Consider the following 21,374-nt stretch of genomic DNA (forward strand, 5'->3'; position numbering starts at 1 on the left):
AAGAGGAGGGTGCTTTATGTCTCTAAAGAATAAAATTTCTGAGTTAATAGAACAACAATTTAGCATTAAATACCATGACAATTATTTGGCTTACACTATACATAATTGGGCTGCAAGCGAAATATCTGATTCTATTACTTTTTGCATAATTGGTTGTGGAAATTGCAAGATTGGATATCAAGATGTTGCAAAGTCATTCAACATAACAAAAGAAGAAATTGACCAAGGTAATATTGCAAGCATAGAAAGTAAAATAAAAAGTGAAGCTGAAAAATCAGGTAGCGAGTTTTCTGAGTTGATTTCTAGAGTGGATCAATCGCTAAAAGAGCAGAGTGAAAAGTCTATTGTACAAATTTTAGATTCATCCGCTGAGGAGATGTTAAGGAGTTTCTGTGATAGCCCTGTACAGTCTCCAGAGCCTCAAGAACCCTCTGCTTCATCTGAAGAGCATGCTACAGAAGGCCCAGAAACTAGTGTTAATTCAGATCTTTTGTCAACCTAATCAACCCCATATATATGTTTTTTTTGTACCCATGCTTTGCGTTTTGGGGTGGAAAGAAAGCACCATTCTTCGTTGCATTTTTCTATCTTCATCACAACAAACTTGTCTATTTTCATAGTAATCTTGCTGTCTACACTCTGTTTTTGATATCCATAAGTATCTTCTTTTACAATCGTGTAGCGCTTATCACTAAGAAGATTGCCTTTTATCCATCCGCAGTCTTCATCTATATCGCAGACCTTTTTCCAACTCTCAAACTCTTCTATCACTTTCAGGGGCAGATTTTTGCAAGTGTATATCCATTTTACAGGATAGTGAAACCCTGGCCCCGTTCTCATGTTGATCTTATTTGATTTGGTTGAAACAAAGTTGTTAGCAAACAAGCTATGGCTAAATAATAAAAACAATAGGATAATAGTACTGAACCAAGATCCCAGTGTCACGCACTGGGATAACGTGAGGGATAGTGTAACAGACTTATTCATCATAATTCACGATTAGGTTGACATAAGATAAAGAGTAAATTAAAAATTGAATAGATCTTTAAATGCAAAATCAATGCCTATAGAAATATTAATGCCTGCTCTTTCACCGACAATGAGCAAAACTGGAGGAAAAATTGTAAAGTGGCATAAAAAAGAACAAGACAAAGTTGAAGTAGGCGACGTAATTGCTGAGATAGAGACTGATAAAGCCATAATGGAGTTTGAATCTATAGATGAAGGAGTTTTAGCAAAAATTTTAGTAACAGAAGGAACAAGTGGCGTGCCTGTAAATCAACCAATAGCTTTAATGCTGGAAGAAGGAGAAGATGAAAGTGCACTTAACAACTATACTTCAACTTCCATCAATAGTGCAGTTAAAAAGGAAGTGACAAAAAGTGCTGTTGATAATCAAAAATCAGAACACCAAGATTTAAACGGAAAGCCAATAAGTCATTCTTCGGTGTCATTCCAGCGCGTGACGCTGGAATCCAACCCCTCAATGTCATCCCAGTGCTTGACACTGGGATCTAGAAAAGAAGAATGGATCCCAGTGTCAGCTACTCAGATGACAGAGGGTTATGCAGAAGGTAGAACAAAAATAAGCCCATTAGCTAAGAAAATAGCTCAAAATGAAGGGGTTAATGTGCAGCAATTAAAAGGTACAGGACCATATGGTCGCATAATTAAGGCTGATGTGTTGGAGTTTTTAGGCAGTGGTATACATACTGAAAGTCCTGAGAAAGATACCATAGTTGAAGTAAGCAACATGCGCCAAGTGATAGCACAGCGCCTGACTGAATCAAAACAGAATGTTCCACATTTTTATTTAACTGTAGACTGCCAGGTTGATAAGTTAATATCGTTAAAAAACGAGATTAACTCAGCAGATGAAAACAATAAAGTAACAATTAATGATCTAATCATAAAAGCTGCAGCTTTCAGCATGAAAAAATTTCCTGATATAAATTCTTCGTGGATAGATAATAAAATACTGAGATATTCAAATATAGATATTTCAATCGCTGTGGCACTTGAAGATGGGCTAATTACTCCTATAGTAAAAAATGCTGATAAAAAGGGTATTTTATCTATATCAAAAGAAGTGAAAGATTTAGTAAGCAGAGCAAGATCTGGAAAATTGAAACCTGAAGAGTTTCAAGGAGGAGGGTTTACTATCTCCAACTTAGGGATGTTTGGTATAAAAGCCTTCAGTGCTATAATCAATCCGCCGCAATCTTGCATTATGGCAGTTGGTGCATCTAAAAAACAACCAATTGTTATGAATGAGAAAATAGAAATAGCAGAAATAATGACAGTAACGCTCTCTGTTGACCATAGAGCAGTTGATGGGGCACTCGGAGCAAAGTTTTTAAATGCCTTTAAGCATTATATAGAGAATCCTCTGGTGATGCTTATTGAAACTGCGGTAATCTATTAGCATTGTTATTACAAAATTAATACCTCTAAGTTTATACTTTTATTAGTTAATAGGTTTAGAGGTAAAAAAATGAATACTACAGTAGAAAAAAATAATCCAAAAATTTTTCCTCAAAATGAAGGAAAGATTAACTTAAAAGGCATGGTTGCCCCACCTGTTCCTCCGAAATCTTCCCAAGCTAAATTTGCTGGAATAAAAGCAATTTTTGAGCGAAATGTACCTCATTCTCAAGCAAATGATAGTAATAAAACAGTGAGTAGCAATCTTGGAAGAACATTTGGCCCAACAATGCAAAAACTCATGGAAGACAACATTCATAGCACTCCTAACAAACAACGCCGCAATTCAGGGGATAGTGGTATCAGTGATATTAGTAGCAGCACTTCTGATGATGAGGATAGAACAATAAAAGATAAAATGATGGAAAATGTTAAGCAGGATAACCATCAAAAAAGCTTTGATTTACATAAAGTACAAGCAACTGATGAATTAGAAACCGTAAAATTTCTCAAAACGCTAAGCAAGAAAGAAAGAGAAAAACTTGGTTTTTCTCCTAAACAGCAAAATAACCAAAAGGTTGAGACTAGCAAAAAAACTTATAATCCACTTGATTGGAATCCAATCTATCAAGGTAAAAAGCTCTTTAGCTTAGGCAATATGTCGAGTAATTCGTCTTCATGTAGTGAAAAAAGCAATATTTCAGATGTAAGCGATAAGTCTAATAATTCAAACATTGTTAGATGTAATATTACTAGGAGTAACAGTAAGGAAGACCTTCGTAAACCTGATGCTTCACATAATGACAAATCTGCAGGTAAAAAATTATCTAATGTCAATGTAAGCGAATTAATCAGAAAGTTTGAACAAGGTAATGACATAGTAAAAGGGCGTTAATCAAATGTTACCCTATCTTTGTATATGTGAAGGTAGGGTATCTTTTCAAAATAGTATATCCTTTATAGCTTTGTTAATTTTTGACTCCCTCTCTGCAAAAGCAGTTTCTAGAGAGGTTTTAAGTTTTTCCCATTCTTCTTGACCATTTAGAACTAAAGATTTATATTCATTTTCAATTTTTTCCAAGGATCTTTGACATGAGGAATCTAGTTCCTCATATATATCAATATTTATTGATTGCAGTATTACCAAAAATGCAAACAAATTCGGATCAGGTAATTCTTCTCTTGTGTGATTCAGAAGACACAGCTTTATTTTTTTTACGCAGTATTCTATTGTTTTTAACGATAGTGACAGGCTTTCTGCATAAAATATAAAACTATCTACAATCAAATTTTTTGACTTTTTCGGTAATTTAATATTTTCAAATAGTTCTTTTGTAAATTTTTCTATCGGTTGTTTTGGCAAATGTAAAGAGAGATCAGTAAAAGATTTTAGGTCAAAATTTGGTCCAAGTATTGTGCTGATTGCTCTTTGTACATTACTCTTATCTTTACTTACAGAAATAATGAAAACCAGCCCCTCCACATCAAGCATATACTTTATAGATTCCAAAAAATCGACAACGAATTTAGGACGGCACACATCAAGATTATCCACCATTATATAAATGTTTTTGTCTTTTCTGATTTTATTAACCACATCCGCTAACTGTATTTTGAAATCTCTAGTACTCTCTTTTCTTCTTTGGAGAAGACTTAATTCACTCAAGACAAAACCTATGTCTTTTTTATCAGCCTCTTTTGCAGCATCAAGAAATACTGAAAGCATAGCAAGTGGAGATTTACTGATCAGCTTTCCTAGTGTGTTTAGAGAAAATAGCTCTTGGTTTATGTTCTTGAACTGTTGTATAACGCTTCTTTTTACTTCATACGATGCAAATAAATCTTCAAATAGAAAATTTAAAAAAGAAGGAAGTGGTTGGTCCAATGCATTGATATCCCATGCACTATAATAAGCTACAATTTCATTTTGCTGTTTTAACTCTTTTACCCATTCTTTCAAAAAAAACGTCTTGCCCCATCCATCATATCCTTCTAAAGATATTATTGTAAAAGACTGATCAATTGTTTTAATTATAGTGTTGAATTTACCTGAAAATTGCTTATAGTTTAGGCGGTCATTTTCCCAAGCCACCACTTTAAGTGGTGGCACTATTTTTTTCTTTTTGAATGTTATGAGCGATATAAGTTTTTTTAAGCACATGTCTTATTTTATATTTAACTCATATTCTTGTCTTGAAGTAAGTGCTATCCTCAGCGTTCCTTCATCAAGATAGTCAATTTCTCCGCCCATTGGTATGCCGCAAGCAAGGCGTGATATTTTCACATCCAAATTTTTTAGCAATTCAATTATATATTGTGCAGTAACTTGGCCCTCTAATGTCGGATTAATTGCGATAATTATCTCTTCAATTTTAGACTCTGTCACTCTTTTCAGAATAGTGTCAAGGTTGAGTTCTTTTGGACCTATGCCATTTATTGCAGACAATCTGCCACCCAAAACATGGTATAAACCTGAATATATATTTCCTTTTTCAAACGCCCATAGATCACCTAATTCTTCTACTACACACAGTAACTTAGTGTCACGTTTTGGGTTAGTACAAATAGAACAAGGTGACTTAGTATCTAGATTTCCGCAAACTTCACACTCTATTATAAGATCTGCTAGCTCTTTAATCAAAGATGCAAGTGGTAGCATAACTTTTTCTTTGTTTTGGAGTAAATGTATAACTAACCTGCGTGATGATGATGGCCCTAAACTTGGCAATTTAGAGAAAGCATGAACTAGATTTTTTATGTTAATGTTCATCCAATAAATTCAGAATAGGTAGTCAAATGGTAACATCAAACCCTTTGTAAAGAAAGTGGTAAGTTTCTCTTGATCCCACTTTGATCAGCTATAGAAAAAATTTTTTACTTTAACGAAAAAAATTACTTCCGCACACTTAAAGCCTGATTATAATAGACTTCTTGCATAACCCAAACTAAGTAGAAAAAGGTATCATCCAAGTAGCTGACACTGGTTCCTTTATGACGGCAGTACCTTCTCCTGTCATCCGAGTAGCCGACTACTTGGATCCAGGAAATTTAACTCTACCAAGTAAATGTACAATAAGAACTAGATTCCAGACTGGAATGACAGCAGTCCTACGTCATACCGCGATTCATTCTCGGTATCTCTAGATCCCGCTAACAAGTAGCGGGATGACGGTTGTCAGGCTAGCTGTCATCCCAGTGCCCAGACACTGGGATCCAGAAATTTTAATTGTAAGTAAGCATACTGGGTTGATAAGTATAAAAGTAGCTAGAAAATAAACATTTTTGATGAGATTATATGGAAAACTGGATGCCAGTGTCAAGCACTGGCATGACACCCTTCACGGACTTTTAAATTACTTTAGCTATAAATATTAAGAAATTTACCAAATGAAAAAAAAGGCAAAAGAAGCCCTGGGGTTATTATCCGCTTTAAAATATTGGCGTTTTTTATGTTTTAAACGCTTGACAAGCGAGATTCAGCCGCTTTTAATTGCAACTAACTTACGCTGCAAATGTTTAAGAAATTTACTAAGCAGAAAAAAAGACAAAGAATCCCCGAGTTAGCTAGTCTTTTACTATCTCTGTCGAGTATTGGCATTTTTTGATGTCTTGTAACGCTTTATAAGCGCGTTCAGCTTATTTAGATAAAAACCTAGATGTAGATGAAGTTTTGTAAAGACATACAGTATCTATATACTGCAAAAAATTGAACATAAGACGCCGATACATTAAGTAATCCTTACCTTTTAATCTGCAGATTGGCGAAAGCAAATACAATAGCTTCAGTTTCATGATAAGGGGGCTGGCGGAGGGTGTCAAGCAAGTTTTTTCGTTTCTATGTTGTCAGCTACTTGGATGACGCCAATCTGAGTTAACTACACCAACTCACATTCAGCAAAAAAGAAAGCTATCTCCTTACGAGCATTTTCTAGACTATCCGAGCCGTGGACTCTATTTTCACTAATATCATCAGCAAAATCACCCCTGATTGTGCCTTTATCTGCCTGCTTTGGATTGGTAGCTCCCATGATTTGTCTGTATTTACTTACTGCATTTTCACCAACTAAAACTTGAACTACCACAGAACCAGAGGTCATAAACTCTACTAATTCCCCAAAAAAAGGCCTATCTTTATGAATTTCATAAAACAGCTCTGCTTGTTTTTTTGTTAGTAACATCATTTTTTGTGCTGTGATTTTCAGCCCAGATTGTTCGATGTAGGAATTTATATTGCCTGTAATATTATTTTTTACTGCATCAGGTTTTAAGATTGAAAGTGTCTTCTCAATTGCCATATTATTTCCTTATATAAAATAGTATATTTATAGATTTATTTTATTGTAAATTTTGATTTGATAAAAGCAGTTTTTTATTTATAGTTAAGAATAAACCATCAAGGAGGTATTGTATGGGTGAATGTTGTAAAAATAACACTACTAAACAAGCTGAGCCTACCACTAAAAAACAAGCTAAATCTACTACTAAAAAATTAGTAAGTAACTTTAAGTCATCACTTTTTTGTGGAACAAAAGGATTTTTAACTTTTAATTTGGCCTTTTTAAGTTATTTGGAATATAGTTCACATCATAATACAGAATTAAAAAAAGGTGCTGCCTTTGCAATGAAAAGGAATACTATTCCATTGCTTGAAATGGCTATCATAGTGCCATTTGTTTGTTTTGCACTGCCAGCTATGCTAGGCAGTATGAGCCTCATGCAATGCGCACTTTTATGTGCTTCCTTAATGATTGCCACATGTTTTATTGTCAGAACTTTTCATCTGCGTGAGAAGTTAATGGAAAAAATCACTAACCATAGTAGAAAAGAAATAGATGCGGAATTTAAGAAAGATACTATAAAATTTCCTATCTTTGATCAAAATAGAAAACACACCGAGTATAATTCGCCTAACTCAGGGCGACTACTGGATGAAACAAGTAGCACCTCTCTTTTCGTTAAAGTTTTACTTTTTCCCCTCAAGGTTCTTCTGAATGTCCTGCAAAGTTGTATAATGCTATCTTTAGCTGCTGTTGAACTTCTTGAAACGGTACCAAGTCTTTTTGTCGATACATTTTTCGATTGGAACTTCACATCCACCAAGAGTAACCTGAAGAGATCAGGCCACTTATTGTATGCCAGTGTAAGAAATTTAGTGCCTATAACTAAATTTGATGAGTGTGTAGCTAATTTTATAGGCACCCCAGAAGTAACTTGTTGTAGTAGTGCGTAGGTGAAAAAGGCAGTTATCTTATTTAATCTTGGCGGGCCTGATTCACTAAATGCGGTCCGTCCTTTTTTATTCAACCTTTTTTATGACAGGAGAATAATCAATCTACCGAATCCCTTTCGGTTTCTTTTAGCAAAGTTTATATCTGCGAAACGAGAAAATACTGCACGAAAAATATACGAGGAAATTGGAGGTAAATCGCCAATTCTAGAGAATGCAAAAATGCAAGCTAATGCTTTAGAACTAAAATTAAACGAAAATAGAAACCATGTACACAAGGTATTCATCTGCATGCGCTATTGGCGTCCATTTGCTGACGAAGTTATTGAAAGTGTAAAACAGTTTGATCCTGACGAAGTAATTCTGCTGCCACTGTATCCACAATATTCAACTACCACAACTCTGTCATCCATCGAGAATTGGCAAAAAAATGCTAAACGGTATGGCCTAAAATGCAATACAAAAATGATTCACCGTTATTATGATAACCAAGATTTTATTGAAGCTCACACTAATCTGATAGCTAAGTACTATAAATTGGCTAGAAAAATCGGTAAACCAAGAGTCCTATTTTCAGCCCATAGCTTACCTCTTAGTATCATTAAAAAGGGCGACCCTTACGCTTCACAGGTAGAAAGAAGCGTAGAGTTAATAGTAGAAAAGTTAGCTATCAATAACTTAGATTGGTCAATATGTTATCAGAGTAAGATTGGTCCTGTAAAATGGCTAGAGCCAAGCACTGAAAGTGAGCTATTACGCGCAAAAGCTGATGGTGTACCTGTAGTTCTATCACCTATATCTTTTGTTTCTGAGCATTCAGAAACTCTAGTTGAACTTGATATAGAATATAAAGCAATTATCAAGGATGGATATTACTTTCGTGTGCCAACTCTCAGTACCGATCCCTTGTTTATAAAATGCTTAGCCGATTTGTGCATAAATCTCCCTTAAAGTCCTGATTCATAGGGCTTTTCTTTTAGGATTTTATGTGATAGAATAACAGGAAGTTATTAACTATTTCATGCCAAACAAGCTAAAAAAGAAATCTAACATACTCGCACAAAGGGTGCATGATATTTATGATCATGATTTCAGGAAGGTAATCTGCATCACAACAGGTTTAACAGCCCTATTGTGTAAGATTTCACTGCAATTTTGCTGCGAGTTCATTGACAATAATAGATCCAATATCTTTCTTATACGGAATGTTGCTCGACTAGTAAAGTTTCCGACATCTATTCTATACATTGCCCATTCTGCATTTACTCTACAGGATCTAATTAAGGATTACAGAAACCCTGAGAGTAAAAAAGAGCTGGCAAAAATTGTGGGTAAATCGGCTAATCTTGCAAGCAGCACCATAGAAGCGCTAATGATGTTGAAAATCATCCATTTTTGCACTGGAAGCAATACAGACATAATAAGTTATATTAACTTAACCTCAACGATCCTATTTTTGTTCATTTCAGAACCTATAAGCTATTATTATACATGCAAGGAATATCTGGATAATAAGGATCCTGAAAAGTCTGCTGAGTGTAAGAAGGACCTTATTATTAGCACATTAACTTTGTCGTTAGGTTTATTAAACTTCATATTAAGAAGGATAGAGACTCCAACTATACCAATAAACTTAGGTAATGGTATAATCTATAATTTCAACTTAAGCGTAACAGTCAGCATAATATATAGTGCAGTATTTCTTGCAGTTCAGCTTGACAAATTGTTTCAACAACCTGTCAATGATGATCCTTCCACTGAACTTGATGATGTTCATAATATAAACGGTCATTCTAATGACAGCACTGTAGAGGTATAAGAATTAGGGATGAAAAGATTTTATTTCTACTGCCAACGCTAGTACTGCTAATTTGCTAACAATACTCCAAAGTGATAGAATTTTACCTTCTACAACCTGGCTAACATCATGAAACTCACAGTCAGTGGCATTCAAGCTAGAATATACATCTTTTCTGCTATTACATCGGTATAAGTAACATGTTGGAGTATCTCCTATATAGTATATTAGCGGTTCTGCAGAACTGCTTTTAAACATGTCAATGGTTGGTACACCTTCTTGTATAATAACGCTATTGATTGCTATTCCTTCTTTTATCTTTTTCATTTTATGACGCTTTTTTTTATTGAGGTTTAATATTTCCTCTCCACTTGTTGCTGTTATAATGCCCATCCCATATGTGCCATTGCTTGCTTTGATAAAAACGTAAGGTTGTGTTTTTATTTCATATTCCTCATATTTTTTTTGCACTAGAGATAATATTTGGTCAACTTTAGTTGCTACTGCTCCTAGTGACAAATCATCATCAAAATCAACTCCATCACGGCTCTCTGTAAACACAGAAATTAGCCATGGGTCTATTTTAAATTTGCCACAAAACTCAGATGCTAATTCTTGATAGATTTCAAAATACTTAAATTTCTGCCTGCTATGCCAACCGTATAGTGGGCTTGGTACTATATCTTGCTTTACGTCTTTCAGCGTGTCTGGAATGTGGCTCGTCATATCACGGTTCAGTATAATAACATCAGGCACAAATCCTGAAGTTGTCTTTAGCAGAGAGTTTTCTTTCACAACAGTTTCATACTGTTCTATTAAATTGTATACTTCATTATATAAAAGGCCAATTCTAGTCTCAAAACCTGCGAGTTGTAGTATTTTCTCTATAACAAATACGTTTTCTATATACATTTTATTGCGTGTATAATTTTCCGGTATTATAAGAACCTTTTTGTATTGATGTCTTTTAAAATAGCTTTTTATCAATCTTGCTGCCATCGTTCTTGATTCTTCACTTAAGTTATTGAACCCCGCAGGAAATAAATTAGCGTCTACTGGAACGATTTTATAGCCAGAGTTTCTAAGATCTATAGAGCTATAAAATGGCGATGTAAGGCCATTAAATTTTGCTTCGAACCAATTATTTATACTTTTTTCCAAATCTGGGTGAATTATGTTTTGCATCTGCACTTTAAATGTTATAAGGAAGGTATTATATTATAAGCTATAGTTGAACATATTTAGTAAATTTGACTAAAGATTAAAGTATAATGAGATTCTTATTTAAAGTGATAGAAAAATGATTCAACACGATAACAATAAAATGTATGGCACTACTATATTATCAATTAGAAAAGATAAAAGTGTAGTAGTAATAGGTGACGGACAAGTTTCACTGGGCCACACTGTTATAAAATCTGGAGCAAAAAAAGTTAGGCGTCTTTCTGGTGATTCCGTAATTGCTGGATTTGCCGGGGCAACAGCCGACGCATTTACTCTTTTTGAAAGATTAGAATCTAAACTTGACAAGCACCCAGGGCAATTAATGAGAGCATGTGTTGAACTTGCAAAAGACTGGAGAATGGATAAATATCTGAGGAAATTAGAAGCTATGATGATCGTTGCAGATAAATCTATTTCATTAGTAATTACGGGAACAGGTGATGTTCTTGAACCTGAAGATGGAGTCGCAGCTATTGGCTCTGGGGGAAATTTTGCTCTATCTGCAGCAAGAGCTTTAATTGACATTAAAGGAATATCAATAGAGGAAATTGCGAAAAAGGCTATGAAGATAGCTGGCGATATATGTGTTTATACAAATCATAATGTAGTTATTGAAAAGATAGAGGAGTGATATGTCTTCCAAGCAAAAAACTTTATGCACCAATTTTTCCAATCAGCCCATAACCCTTTCAGAAGGGCGGTCTTGTAGTAGTGACACCTACGATGAAAAAGATAACCTCTATAAAGATACTAAGAGTGGTTTTGATTCAAATGACAGCGATGTTCAAGTTAATGACAGCACTCAAGTTTTGTTAGATGACCTGCCACCACAGAAGATAGTTAAAGAATTGGACAGATTCATAATCGGACAGGATGATGCAAAGCGTGCTGTTGCTATTGCGCTCAGAAATCGTTGGCGTCGCAATCAGGTTCCATTTCCATTGCGTGATGAAATCATACCTAAGAATATATTGATGATCGGTCATACAGGGGTTGGTAAAACTGAAATAGCTCGTCGCTTAGCAAAACTTGCCGGTGCACCGTTCATAAAAATTGAGGCAACGAAGTTTACTGAAATAGGGTACGTTGGACGTGACGTTGATTCGATAATACGCGATTTAGTTGATGCAGCAATAGTTTTAGTTAAAGAGAAAGCCCGTAAAGCCTTAGCTAAAAAGGCTTTAATTTTAGCTGAGAAAACAATAGTAAACTCTATGGTAGGCGAAAATGCAACCGAAGAGAGTAAAAAAATTTTTAGAGAAAGGTTGAGGAATAAAGAGTTTGAGGACGGAGAAGTTTCTATTAACGTCAGAGAGAGCAAGAGTATGTTACCTACTTTCGATATACCAGGCATGCCAGGTGGGCAAGTTGGTGTGATGAATGTAACAGAAATAATGGGCAAGATGTTTAACGGGAGCAAAAAAACAAAAACTATTACGGTGAAGGTAAAAGAAGCGCGTGAAATATTAATTAATGAAGAAAGTGAAAGGCTAATGGATGAAGATAAGATAATCAAAGAAGCCATTGATCTTGTTAGTAATGACGGTATAGTATTTTTGGATGAAATAGACAAAATTGCAGCGCGTACAGAAGTAAAAGGTGAAGTAAACAGAGAAGGAGTGCAACGCGATCTGTTACCATTACTTGAAGGAACAACTGTTACAACTAAGTATGGCCATGTAAAAACAGACTATATATTATTTATTGCATCTGGTGCTTTTCATCAGTCTAAACCATCTGACCTCTTACCGGAATTGCAGGGCAGATTACCGATCAGGGTAGAACTTAAGGCACTTACTCAAGAGGATTTAATAAGAATATTAAAGGAACCAGAATCTAGTTTGTTAAAGCAGTACATAGCTTTAATGAAAACAGAAAATGTGACACTTGAGTTCACTGATGATGGTATAAAAACCATAGCTGAAATAGCGTTTACAGTTAATAGGCAAGTGGAAAATATAGGCGCAAGAAGGCTTCACACTGTCATGGAGAAGCTTTTAGATGAAATAAGTTTCATTGCTTCTGAGAAAAATAGCGAAAAATTCATTATAGACAGCAAGTATGTAAAAGATAAACTTGAGTCAATTTCGAAGCAGCTTGATTTATCTAAGTTTATACTTTAGGAAAAACGAAAAGCCTACTTTAAGTAGTATAGAGAGTGTTCAGAAGATTAGCCAGTAGACCTAAAATTTCAGCTATATTCTTTAGGCTGTTTTTCAACAGTAGAATGGTGTGCTGCGACCTCTTGCTTAACATCTAAGCTTAAGTCAATTATTGAGATATTTTCTTCATCATAATCTATGTCTTTTATTAACATATCGTCAGTAATAGTCAAAAGGTCAGGCGGAGAAAGAATAGTTCTTTTATTACCAGCTCTCATTCCCACAACTCCAAGCTCTATAGCAAGTGGTATTTTTTTATCGCCAACCCTAAATTGCACTGTTTGATCTTTGACTATATATTCCCCATTATGCTCCTTTACGCTATATTTAACCGATATCTCATCACCGCACCTTACTTGTTTTCCAGTCTTGTTAATTAAGTCATTAAAAACCATCAGATTATTTACTGAGTCGGGATATTTATCCTTTACTTCGATCAGTTTGACGTAATAAGAATTAAAATTCATTTTGTTCTCATTGGCAATAGTAACTACACGCTCTCCGCCTTCTTTCATACCTATTACCCCTAAACTCACTTCTTTTAGGTCATCTTGACCTATTTTCAAAGTAACATCAGAAACTTTGCTAGGGAGTGTTGCTGAGTTATTATTAGAAATTTTATATATTTGCAATAGGACTTCCAGGCCACAAAAAGCCTTGCTGCCACTGCCTTCAGTAATTTCATAAAAATTTATTGAATCTTCTTCCTTTTGCTGCGTTATTTCTTCTAAATATTCTGTCAGCCCATGCTTTTCAATATAGCGGTCAAGTGCTGATTCAAGTATTGGCTTCACTAGGTAATGTGCTATCGTCTGTATCAAACCACCATGCGTGGCATTTATCTCATAAAGCTTGTCCTTTTTTTCCGGTTTACCTTTGTTTATATAGACAATAGTAAACACAAAAGCAGAAGTTAAAGTGAGAATCATTACTACGGAAATAAGCATTTGTAATATAATTTTTCTAACCATCTTTCTTTACTTGATTCAATAAATCATATAAATAATTAGTATCCCCTGAAAGCGCACTCAAATTATCCAAGCCTTGTTTAAAGAGGCCGTCTATATAGTCCTCTACTTCACTTTTACCAAGCATAGACATAAGATTATTTGTTTTATCTTGTTCGTAGTCTTCAATATCATCCTTAGCTTGAAAGATAAGCCCTAGATTTATTCCATAGTTATATAACGCTTTACGTTGCTTGTCTGTAGCACCCCCGATTATAGCACCTATTTCACATGAAGCTGCAAATAGTTTTGCGGTTTTCATCAAATGAATTTCTTTTATTTTATCAGCTTGGCCAGACGTCATTCCAGCGTCATACATACAGCCGTACGAATGTTGTAGTTTTAAGGTAGAAAGGGTGTCATGCAAGTAGCTGACACTGGAATCCATTTCATGTTCAGCTCCACTATTGCATGGCTTTTTGCACGAAATGCTTGTAGGCAAAGCCTTCTGGATCCCAGTGTCCGCTACTTGAATGACAGAGGGTTGGGGGCTAAAATCTATATGCTCACTGTTAATATCTAAAGCCTGTCCTCCCACCATTCCCCTAATTCCTATTGCCTGAGAAAGAACTTTTATGATCTCACAGCGTTTCTCATTTAACGAAGATAATACCTCAAAAGCCAGAGTAAGTAGTGCATCTCCGGCAAGCACTGCTGTTGCTTCATCAAATTTTTTATGGCAGCTTAGCTGGCTTCTGCGAGTATCACTGTTGTCCATGCACGGTAAATCATCGTGAATTAGAGAGTAAGCATGAACAAATTCAATTGCTGCAGCAACTGATATTACTTTTTTAGCTTCCGCGTTAAACACTCGCGATGAAGCTACGACTAAAAAGGAGCGTATATGTTTTGCAGGAGCAAGGAGTATATAACGCATAGCTGATATAAGCTTATTCTCGCTATTTTCGGGTAAGAGTTTATTTACTTCTACAATAAGCAAATTTTTTGTTGTTTCGTCTAGCATTTTTGAATTGTTAATTGTTTAGCACGTAACGCTAGCCAGCTAGGGCAGTAGAAAACTTTACTGTAGTTTACCAGTTATAAAAGATATTGCAAACATAAAAATTTTTTATAACATCAAAGAATAGGTTATTTTTTTGGTAAGAAATGTGAATAGCGAACTAGCAAAGAGCACTAGAGAAGACATAGAAGAAAAAGTGAAAAAGATTATACTAGAGCATATTAGTAAGGATTTAGAGAAATTCAACAGCTCTTCAAAGCTTTCGGAGCATGGTACAGACAGCTTAGATGCAGTTGAAATCATCATGGCAGCAGAAGAAGAGTTTGGAATAGAAATTCCAGATGAAGACGCACAAAAAATGGAAACTATGGAGCAAATAGTTGAGTACATTAATAATAAAAAAGGCTAATAGTTAGTGTTAAATGAGCAGAAGAGTAGTAGTCACTGGTGTTGGTTTAATCACTCCACTAGCGGCAGATGTTGACAACACTTGGTCAAGGCTAATAAAAAGTGAGTCTGGCATAAAAGCAATCAATACGGATAGATTTGACTCTTCTGATCTTGCTTGCAAAATTGCAGGGCAGGTGCCGTTGCAATCAGACAACATTGAGCACCATTTCAATCCACTAGATTATATTTCTGAGAAAGACTCAAAAAGGACAGATCGTTTTATCCATTACGGTATTGCAGCAGCTATTCAGGCAGTAGATGATTCATTAATTTTGGAAAGCCAAAATATCAATCGGGAACGTGTTGGTGTGACTATTGGCTCTGGTATAGGTGGTCTTCCGTCAATTCAGGAAAATGTTATTACCATGCAGGAAAAAGGGCCCAGACGTGTCAGTCCATTTTTTGTCCCTGCAAGTCTAATAAATTTGATATCTGGCCATATTTCTATTAAATACGAATTTACAGGTCCAAACGATTCAGCAGTAACCGCATGTGCAACAGGTGCGCATGCAATCATAAACTCAGCAAGAACTATAAAACTTGGTGAAGCGGATGTTATGATTGCAGGTGGAGCAGAAAGTGCACTGTGTAGAGTTGGAATTGCAGGTTTTGCATCTATGAAGGCGTTATCAACTAAATTTAACGATAAACCGGAAGAAGCTTCAAGGCCATGGGATGAAGAACGCGATGGTTTTGTTATGGGTGAAGGAGCAGGTATATTGGTGCTGGAGGAATACGAACATGCGAAAAAAAGGGGGGCAAAAATACATGCTGAACTGGTTGGGTACGGACTCACAGGAGATGCGCACCACATTACAGCACCACATCCAGAAGGAAGAGGCGCATTTAAGGCAATGCAGCTTGCTTTAAAGAGCGCACAAATTAATCCCAATCAAGTAGGGTATATCAATGCACATGGAACTTCAACGCCACTTGGAGATAAAATTGAAGTAATAGCAATGAAACAGTTATTCGGTGACTACGTTTATAAAACACCTGTTTCTTCAACTAAATCTTCTATAGGACATTTACTTGGTGCTGCAGGGAGCGTTGAAGCAATATTCAGTATTCTTGCGTTAAATAATGGAATTATTCCGCCAACCTTAAATTTACACAAGCCTTCAGAAGGATGTGATTTAAATTTTGTACCGTTTAAAGCTCAGGAGCATAAAATTCAATATGCACTTTCTAATTCGTTTGGTTTTGGTGGCACTAATGCATCGCTCATATTTGGACAAGTTTAGTTGATGTCACCCCAGTGTCTTCCTCTTGTCATTCCAGTACCCTCCTCTTGTCATGCAAGCAGCTCTCCTACTGTCATCCCAGCACGTGACACTGGGATGACAAACGGTTGTGAAATGGAATACATATAAAAATTAAACTATCAATAGCAATTCAAAAAGAAAAAATATTCTATTCATCCCTGAAGAAGTATTTTATTGACAATTTATGAATAAAGATCAATAATGCAGAAAAGGAATTGATGGGCGTATGCATGGTGCGCCAAGAAGTGCTTGGAGAACAGTTGGTGAAAATCCAACACAAACAAAGTCTAGCCAACAGTTTGGAACAGACCACTATGTTGCATGAGGTAACGAGTGTAATAGAGCTAGTGGGATGGACAATGCAGGGCACAACGGAAGTGAAGGAGTGGAGTCCCGAAATACCTGAAGACATAGAGGTCGACATGTTCATGGCCATGGAAGACAGCATGAAGGATAACGTAAAGGCAAGTTATCACTCACTCTATCGGGATCTGAGACCGTGCCATGTATTGAAATGGACTTCAAGTGAACTTGGGAGATCCCATGCATTCCTATTAAGGTACGTTGGAACAAGTCAACAAAGGCAAGAACTAGCGGAAGATGCAGGGGAAGTCGGACTGATTGATAGTACTCAGAATGTGGGAAAGCCACGTACAAGGGGAAGCGATCAGCAATATAGTAACTGGAATAGGGATTGCTATGCCAATACAACGGAGGTAGGAATAACATGCAATATAAACTAAACCAGATAGCAGTAAGAGCAAAGCAAGATAAGCGACTAAAATTCACATCGTTAGTCCATCTGATAAATACAGAGAATCTTGCGAGATGTTATAAAGAACTGAAGCGTAACAAGGCTTGTGGAGTAGACCAGATAACAGTGGAATCATACGGAGAAAATCTGAATGAGAAACTCGAAGTGCTAGTAGAAAGTATGAAGAGGAAGCAATATCAACCACAACCAGTAAAGAGGGTATATATACCGAAAGCTGGAAGTAAAGAGAAACGCGGACTCGGAATACCATCGACCGAGGATAAATTAGTACAGATTATGCTGAAGAAGATATTAGAAAATATTTACGAGGCAAACTTTCTGGACAGCTCATATGGATTTCGACCAGGAAGAAACTGTCATCAAGCGGTAAATGCACTAGATAAAGCAGTTATGTACAAGCCAATAAACTACATTGTAGAAGTGGATATCAAGAAGTTCTACGATAATATACAGCATAAATGGCTAATGAGGTGTCTAAGGGAACGAATAACTGACCCAAATTTGCTGTGGTTAGTAAAGCGGTTTCTCAAGGCAGGGATAGTCGAAGCTGGAAATTATGAAGCAACAAAACAAGGTACACCACAAGGCGGTATAGTAAGTCCTGTATTAGCAAATATATACTTACATTATGTGTTGGATTTATGGATAGAAAAGAAATTTAAACCAAGATCCAGAGGATATATACAAGTAATAAGGTTTTGCGATGATTTTGTGGTTTGTTGCGAAAGTAAGGTAGACGCGGAAGAATTTCTGGAATTACTGAAACAAAGGCTAAATAAATTTGGGTTGGAAGTATCTGAAAACAAGACCGGAGTAGTAAAGTTTGGCAAGAGGGAGTGGCAACGAGCGATAAGAGAGAAACGAAGGACGGAAAGTTTCAATTTTCTGGGGTTTACGCACTATGGTGCAAAAAGTCGTCGTGGTAGATTAATGATGGGACATAAAACCTCTAAGTTAAATCTAGCCAGAAAACTAAAAGAAATCAAGGAGTGGTTGAAAATAGTCCGCGGAAGTATTCGACTTAAAGATTGGTGGCAAGTACTGAAGGCTAAATTAACAGGACACTATAACTACTTTGGTATTAGCGGAAATTATTGGTGTTTGAAACAATTTTACACATCAGTAAGAAAGCTAGCATTTAAATGGATAAATCGGCGTAGTCAGAAAAAGAGTATGACCTGGGAACAGTTTGTACACTACGTAGAAGTAAATCCATTACCAAAGCCAAAAATACATTTTTCTTTATATGCATAAGAGGGACGACTGTGAAAACTAATATTGATGAGCCGTGTGCGGGAAATCTGCAAGCACGGTTCTTTAGGGGGAGTTGTAGTAATAAAACTCAAACGAGAGGAGTAAAGCTACAGCTTCTACCGAACAAAGTAGCTGACACTGGAATCCAGAAAAAAAGAAATATGTATCAGCTACTTTCATTTGCTGCGCCTCGAAAATAAACGTTCATGTAGCTAAGCCATAAATCCAGTATAAAGACCTTTAATCATTGGCTTCGTAGTACTTCTCAACCAACTTATTAAGTAACCTTACACCAAAACCTACTGCTCCTCTTGGACAAATGTCAGTACCTTTCTCGTGCCAAGCAGTGCCTGCGATATCTAAATGTGCCCAGCAAGTTTCATTCACAAAACGCTGTAAAAACTGTGCAGCCATTATGCTATCTCCACCAGAGCCTGCAGGAGCGATGTTTTGAACATCAGCAATCGGTGAATCAATAATTTTGTCATAAGTTTCATTCATAGGAAAACGCCATAACTTCTCATTTACTTCATTTCCTGCATCAATCAGACGGTTTGCTAATTCATCATTATTTGAAAAAAGACCAGCATATTCGTTATTTCCAAGTGCAACCACTATAGCACCAGTTAAAGTTGCAAGATCAATCATAAATTTTGGTGAGAATCTATCTTGCGTATACCATAAAGCATCTGCAAGTATGAGCCTTCCTTCTGCATCGGTGTTCAACACTTCTATTGTTTGTCCAGACATTGAAGTTACTACATCACTTGGTCTTTGAGCATTACCACCCACTGCATTTTCTGCAAGTGCGACCACGCCAATTGCATTTACTTTTGCTTTTCGTCCTGCTAAAGCATGCATCACCCCAACCACAGTAGCAGAGCCTGCCATGTCATATTTCATCGACTCCATACCACGTGAAGGTTTGAGTGATACTCCACCAGTGTCAAACGTTATACCTTTACCAACAAAAGCTATAGGCTTTTGTTCTTTAGAAGCTCCATTCCATTTTATCACTACTAATTTTGGTTCTTTACTACTTCCTTGTGCAACTCCAAGCAAGGCTCCCATTTTTTTCTCTTCCATCTGCTTTTTATCAAGCACCTCGATTTCAAGGCCAAGCTTAGTAAGTTCTTTTTTTATATGATCAGCATAGGATTCTGGATATAGAATGTTAGGAGGCTCTGTTATAAAAGAGCGCGCAAGAAATATACTCTCACCTTCTTGCCTTAAGTGCTCAAATGATCTTTCAGCATTACTTAATTGTTCATCTTTTACTAATACGGTAATCTCCTCTACCTCTGTAATTTTCTCATCCTTTTTAGTTTTATACTTATCAAACTTAAAACTACGCAGAAACGCACCATATGCAACATTTGCTGCACTACCTTCGATTAAAACCGCTGCTTTTTTAATTTTTAATCTGCTTAGCTCACAATATATTTTACCACCAATATTTAATTCTTTATTTTCATTCCATTCATCCTTCTTACCCAGTCCAACAACTATAACATTTTTTTCTTCTGGCAAAGCAGTAGAGAAAAATTCACCAAAACTTCCATTGAAATCGCTAAATTGCTTTATATTATCTATGACCTGTTTTCCTTGCAAAACTCCGCCATCATTTACGGTTTCGTTGTCTTCAAATAAACCCATTACTATTGTTTTAAAATCGGGCGAAATTTTAGAAATTGTTATTTTCATTGCTGGTATCTCCGTTGCAAATAATTGTAAACTGTACATAAAACATAGCAAAAACATCAGTAAGATATTTTTCATATACATCCTAAGTACAATAACACTTAAGTTTACTATGGACTACCTTACATGCAAGGTTTTTTATCTTTTATTAGAGAACTTATTATATCCGCCCAAGGTAATGTTAAACGTATAGGTTTTTATGACCTGATCACTGTAAGTAAATGGTGTTATGAGAAGGCTTGCAAGCCCATTACTAACAAAATCTTCAAGAACAGGATCAGCGCAATTATCGCAATTATGGTCAGCAAAAAACATTTGCGTTGTGAATTCTGGAAAATCCGGATGTTGAACTAGAAAGTTGATATGTGGAGCTCTATCACCAATTTTACCAGGTGCTATCGTAATAAAATTATAATAGCCAAGATTATTCACTACAAACCTTCCTGATCCAGCAAAATTCAGATCATCCTCTATATTCTTATCGTAATGGTTCACGCCGCGTGAATTCGCGTGCCATATAGAAACTACAGCATTTTGTATTGGTAAGCAGTTTATATCAGTAATTCTACCCACTATGTGTATTAATTCCCCTATTGCACTATTTGGAGAACCAGGTTTCCTTCTTAAATTGTTTGAAGAGCTAAAATTTTTTGGCCTTGCATCAAGGTCATATATTTCCGGAGTTTTAATGCAGTTGAGCAAAACAGGATCAGCTGCAAATAGCGGCAAACTGAATATCATTTGTACTAAAAGTGCTAACAAGATATTTTTCACATTCATTTCATTTATAATAGACTTCTTGCATAACCATATAACAAACTTTTATTGGAAATAGAAACGAAAAAACTTTCTTGACACCCTTCGCCAGCCCCCTTATCATGAAACTGAAGGTATTCAGTTATCTTCATCTGTGCAGATTAAACAGCAAGAAAACAACGTAGTTGGCGTCTTATTTTTAATTTTTTGCACTATGTGCACCTTATGTCTTCACAATATTTCTAGGTTTTTACCTAATATAAGCTGAAATGCGCTATTTAAAACATTAAAAAACGCCAACTTAAAAAATGGATAGTGAATAACTAGCTACCCTAGGGTTTCTTTTGCCTTTTTTTCTGTTTAGTAAATT

General features: G+C 35.9%; 23 protein-coding genes. 14 read left to right on the forward strand and 9 right to left on the reverse strand.

Annotated features, from left to right (window positions below; translation table 11 throughout):
• Positions 1-16: 16 nt before the first annotated feature.
• Positions 17-502: a hypothetical protein gene (locus AAGD84_RS00830; protein ID WP_010082090.1), complete on the forward strand. Its 486-nt coding sequence runs from the start codon at positions 17-19 to the stop codon at positions 500-502.
• Here AAGD84_RS00830 and AAGD84_RS00835 read toward each other — a convergent pair.
• On the reverse strand, positions 499-840 hold the full coding sequence (locus tag AAGD84_RS00835) for an SH3 domain-containing protein (RefSeq protein ID WP_341818041.1): 342 nt from the start codon (positions 838-840) through the stop codon (positions 499-501). The two genes, AAGD84_RS00830 and AAGD84_RS00835, sit on opposite strands and share 4 nt — an antisense overlap.
• Positions 841-1,060: 220 nt before the next feature.
• Between AAGD84_RS00835 and AAGD84_RS00840 the strand changes: the two genes are divergently transcribed.
• Positions 1,061-2,425 (forward strand): pyruvate dehydrogenase complex dihydrolipoamide acetyltransferase, encoded by a 1,365-nt coding sequence (locus AAGD84_RS00840; protein ID WP_006280214.1) that lies wholly within the window; start codon positions 1,061-1,063, stop codon positions 2,423-2,425.
• Positions 2,426-2,494: 69 nt separating this feature from the next.
• Positions 2,495-3,319 (forward strand): hypothetical protein, encoded by an 825-nt coding sequence (locus tag AAGD84_RS00845; RefSeq protein WP_341818042.1) that lies wholly within the window; start codon positions 2,495-2,497, stop codon positions 3,317-3,319.
• Between the two features lie 45 nt (positions 3,320-3,364).
• Here AAGD84_RS00845 and AAGD84_RS00850 read toward each other — a convergent pair whose 3' ends face one another.
• Complete coding sequence (locus AAGD84_RS00850; protein WP_155969219.1) at positions 3,365-4,585, reverse strand: P-loop NTPase fold protein; 1,221 nt, start codon at positions 4,583-4,585, stop codon at positions 3,365-3,367.
• Positions 4,586-4,588: 3 nt separating this feature from the next.
• Positions 4,589-5,188: a recombination mediator RecR gene (gene recR, locus AAGD84_RS00855; RefSeq protein WP_400772272.1), complete on the reverse strand. Its 600-nt coding sequence runs from the start codon at positions 5,186-5,188 to the stop codon at positions 4,589-4,591.
• A 623-nt stretch (positions 5,189-5,811) separates the two neighbouring features.
• Here recR and AAGD84_RS00865 point away from each other — a divergent pair.
• Positions 5,812-5,988, forward strand: a complete 177-nt coding sequence (locus AAGD84_RS00865) for a hypothetical protein (RefSeq protein WP_179945710.1) — start codon at positions 5,812-5,814, stop codon at positions 5,986-5,988.
• Between the two features lie 311 nt (positions 5,989-6,299).
• On the opposite strand, the gene ndk is transcribed toward AAGD84_RS00865, so the two are convergent.
• The gene (ndk, locus tag AAGD84_RS00870) at positions 6,300-6,719 is read right to left on the reverse strand and encodes a nucleoside-diphosphate kinase (protein ID WP_182309846.1); all 420 of its coding nucleotides are present in this window, start codon (positions 6,717-6,719) and stop codon (positions 6,300-6,302) included.
• 113 nt (positions 6,720-6,832) lie between these two features.
• Between ndk and AAGD84_RS00875 the strand changes: the two genes are divergently transcribed.
• The 3 genes from AAGD84_RS00875 (at position 6,833) to AAGD84_RS00885 (ending at position 9,470) form a co-directional block, all read left to right on the forward strand.
• On the forward strand, positions 6,833-7,654 hold the full coding sequence (locus AAGD84_RS00875; protein ID WP_264719055.1) for a hypothetical protein: 822 nt from the start codon (positions 6,833-6,835) through the stop codon (positions 7,652-7,654).
• On the forward strand, positions 7,655-8,602 hold the full coding sequence (gene hemH, locus AAGD84_RS00880) for a ferrochelatase (protein ID WP_341818043.1): 948 nt from the start codon (positions 7,655-7,657) through the stop codon (positions 8,600-8,602). It begins immediately after the preceding gene.
• 70 nt (positions 8,603-8,672) lie between these two features.
• Positions 8,673-9,470 (forward strand): hypothetical protein, encoded by a 798-nt coding sequence (locus tag AAGD84_RS00885; RefSeq protein WP_006280195.1) that lies wholly within the window; start codon positions 8,673-8,675, stop codon positions 9,468-9,470.
• A 3-nt stretch (positions 9,471-9,473) separates the two neighbouring features.
• Here the strand turns inward: AAGD84_RS00885 and gshA are convergent, their stop codons facing one another.
• Positions 9,474-10,634 (reverse strand): glutamate--cysteine ligase, encoded by a 1,161-nt coding sequence (gene gshA / locus AAGD84_RS00890; protein ID WP_341818044.1) that lies wholly within the window; start codon positions 10,632-10,634, stop codon positions 9,474-9,476.
• 115 nt (positions 10,635-10,749) lie between these two features.
• Between gshA and hslV the strand changes: the two genes are divergently transcribed.
• Positions 10,750-11,304, forward strand: a complete 555-nt coding sequence (hslV, locus tag AAGD84_RS00895) for an ATP-dependent protease subunit HslV (RefSeq protein ID WP_006280198.1) — start codon at positions 10,750-10,752, stop codon at positions 11,302-11,304.
• A gap of 1 nt (position 11,305) precedes the next feature.
• Positions 11,306-12,796 (forward strand): ATP-dependent protease ATPase subunit HslU, encoded by a 1,491-nt coding sequence (gene hslU, locus AAGD84_RS00900; RefSeq protein ID WP_006280200.1) that lies wholly within the window; start codon positions 11,306-11,308, stop codon positions 12,794-12,796.
• A gap of 68 nt (positions 12,797-12,864) precedes the next feature.
• Here hslU and AAGD84_RS00905 read toward each other — a convergent pair whose 3' ends face one another.
• Positions 12,865-13,806, reverse strand: a complete 942-nt coding sequence (locus AAGD84_RS00905) for an FKBP-type peptidyl-prolyl cis-trans isomerase (protein WP_010963087.1) — start codon at positions 13,804-13,806, stop codon at positions 12,865-12,867.
• The gene (locus tag AAGD84_RS00910; RefSeq protein WP_341818045.1) at positions 13,799-14,806 is read right to left on the reverse strand and encodes a polyprenyl synthetase family protein; all 1,008 of its coding nucleotides are present in this window, start codon (positions 14,804-14,806) and stop codon (positions 13,799-13,801) included. Before AAGD84_RS00910 ends, AAGD84_RS00905 begins: the two co-directional genes overlap by 8 nt.
• 145 nt (positions 14,807-14,951) lie before the next feature.
• Between AAGD84_RS00910 and acpP the strand changes: the two genes are divergently transcribed.
• From acpP to AAGD84_RS00935, 5 genes are all read left to right on the forward strand, one after another.
• Entirely contained in the window at positions 14,952-15,212 is a 261-nt protein-coding gene (acpP, locus tag AAGD84_RS00915) for an acyl carrier protein (protein ID WP_341818046.1), read from the forward strand.
• A gap of 13 nt (positions 15,213-15,225) precedes the next feature.
• Entirely contained in the window at positions 15,226-16,497 is a 1,272-nt protein-coding gene (gene fabF, locus AAGD84_RS00920; protein ID WP_264723027.1) for a beta-ketoacyl-ACP synthase II, read from the forward strand.
• Between the two features lie 251 nt (positions 16,498-16,748).
• Positions 16,749-17,261 (forward strand): hypothetical protein, encoded by a 513-nt coding sequence (locus AAGD84_RS00925; RefSeq protein ID WP_341818047.1) that lies wholly within the window; start codon positions 16,749-16,751, stop codon positions 17,259-17,261.
• Positions 17,246-18,547, forward strand: coding sequence for a group II intron reverse transcriptase/maturase (gene ltrA, locus AAGD84_RS00930; protein ID WP_341818048.1), 1,302 nt, complete (start codon positions 17,246-17,248; stop codon positions 18,545-18,547). The genes AAGD84_RS00925 and ltrA overlap by 16 nt, the downstream gene beginning before the upstream one ends.
• A gap of 11 nt (positions 18,548-18,558) precedes the next feature.
• Positions 18,559-18,747, forward strand: a complete 189-nt coding sequence (locus AAGD84_RS00935; protein ID WP_341818049.1) for a hypothetical protein — start codon at positions 18,559-18,561, stop codon at positions 18,745-18,747.
• Between the two features lie 40 nt (positions 18,748-18,787).
• On the opposite strand, the gene AAGD84_RS00940 is transcribed toward AAGD84_RS00935, so the two are convergent.
• Complete coding sequence (locus tag AAGD84_RS00940) at positions 18,788-20,251, reverse strand: leucyl aminopeptidase (RefSeq protein WP_233395611.1); 1,464 nt, start codon at positions 20,249-20,251, stop codon at positions 18,788-18,790.
• Positions 20,252-20,386: 135 nt separating this feature from the next.
• Complete coding sequence (locus AAGD84_RS00945; RefSeq protein ID WP_010962336.1) at positions 20,387-21,028, reverse strand: protocatechuate 3,4-dioxygenase; 642 nt, start codon at positions 21,026-21,028, stop codon at positions 20,387-20,389.
• Between the last annotated feature and the right edge of the window lie 346 nt (positions 21,029-21,374).

Source organism: Wolbachia endosymbiont (group A) of Andrena fulva (assembly GCF_964026815.1).
Taxonomy (GTDB): domain Bacteria; phylum Pseudomonadota; class Alphaproteobacteria; order Rickettsiales; family Anaplasmataceae; genus Wolbachia; species Wolbachia pipientis.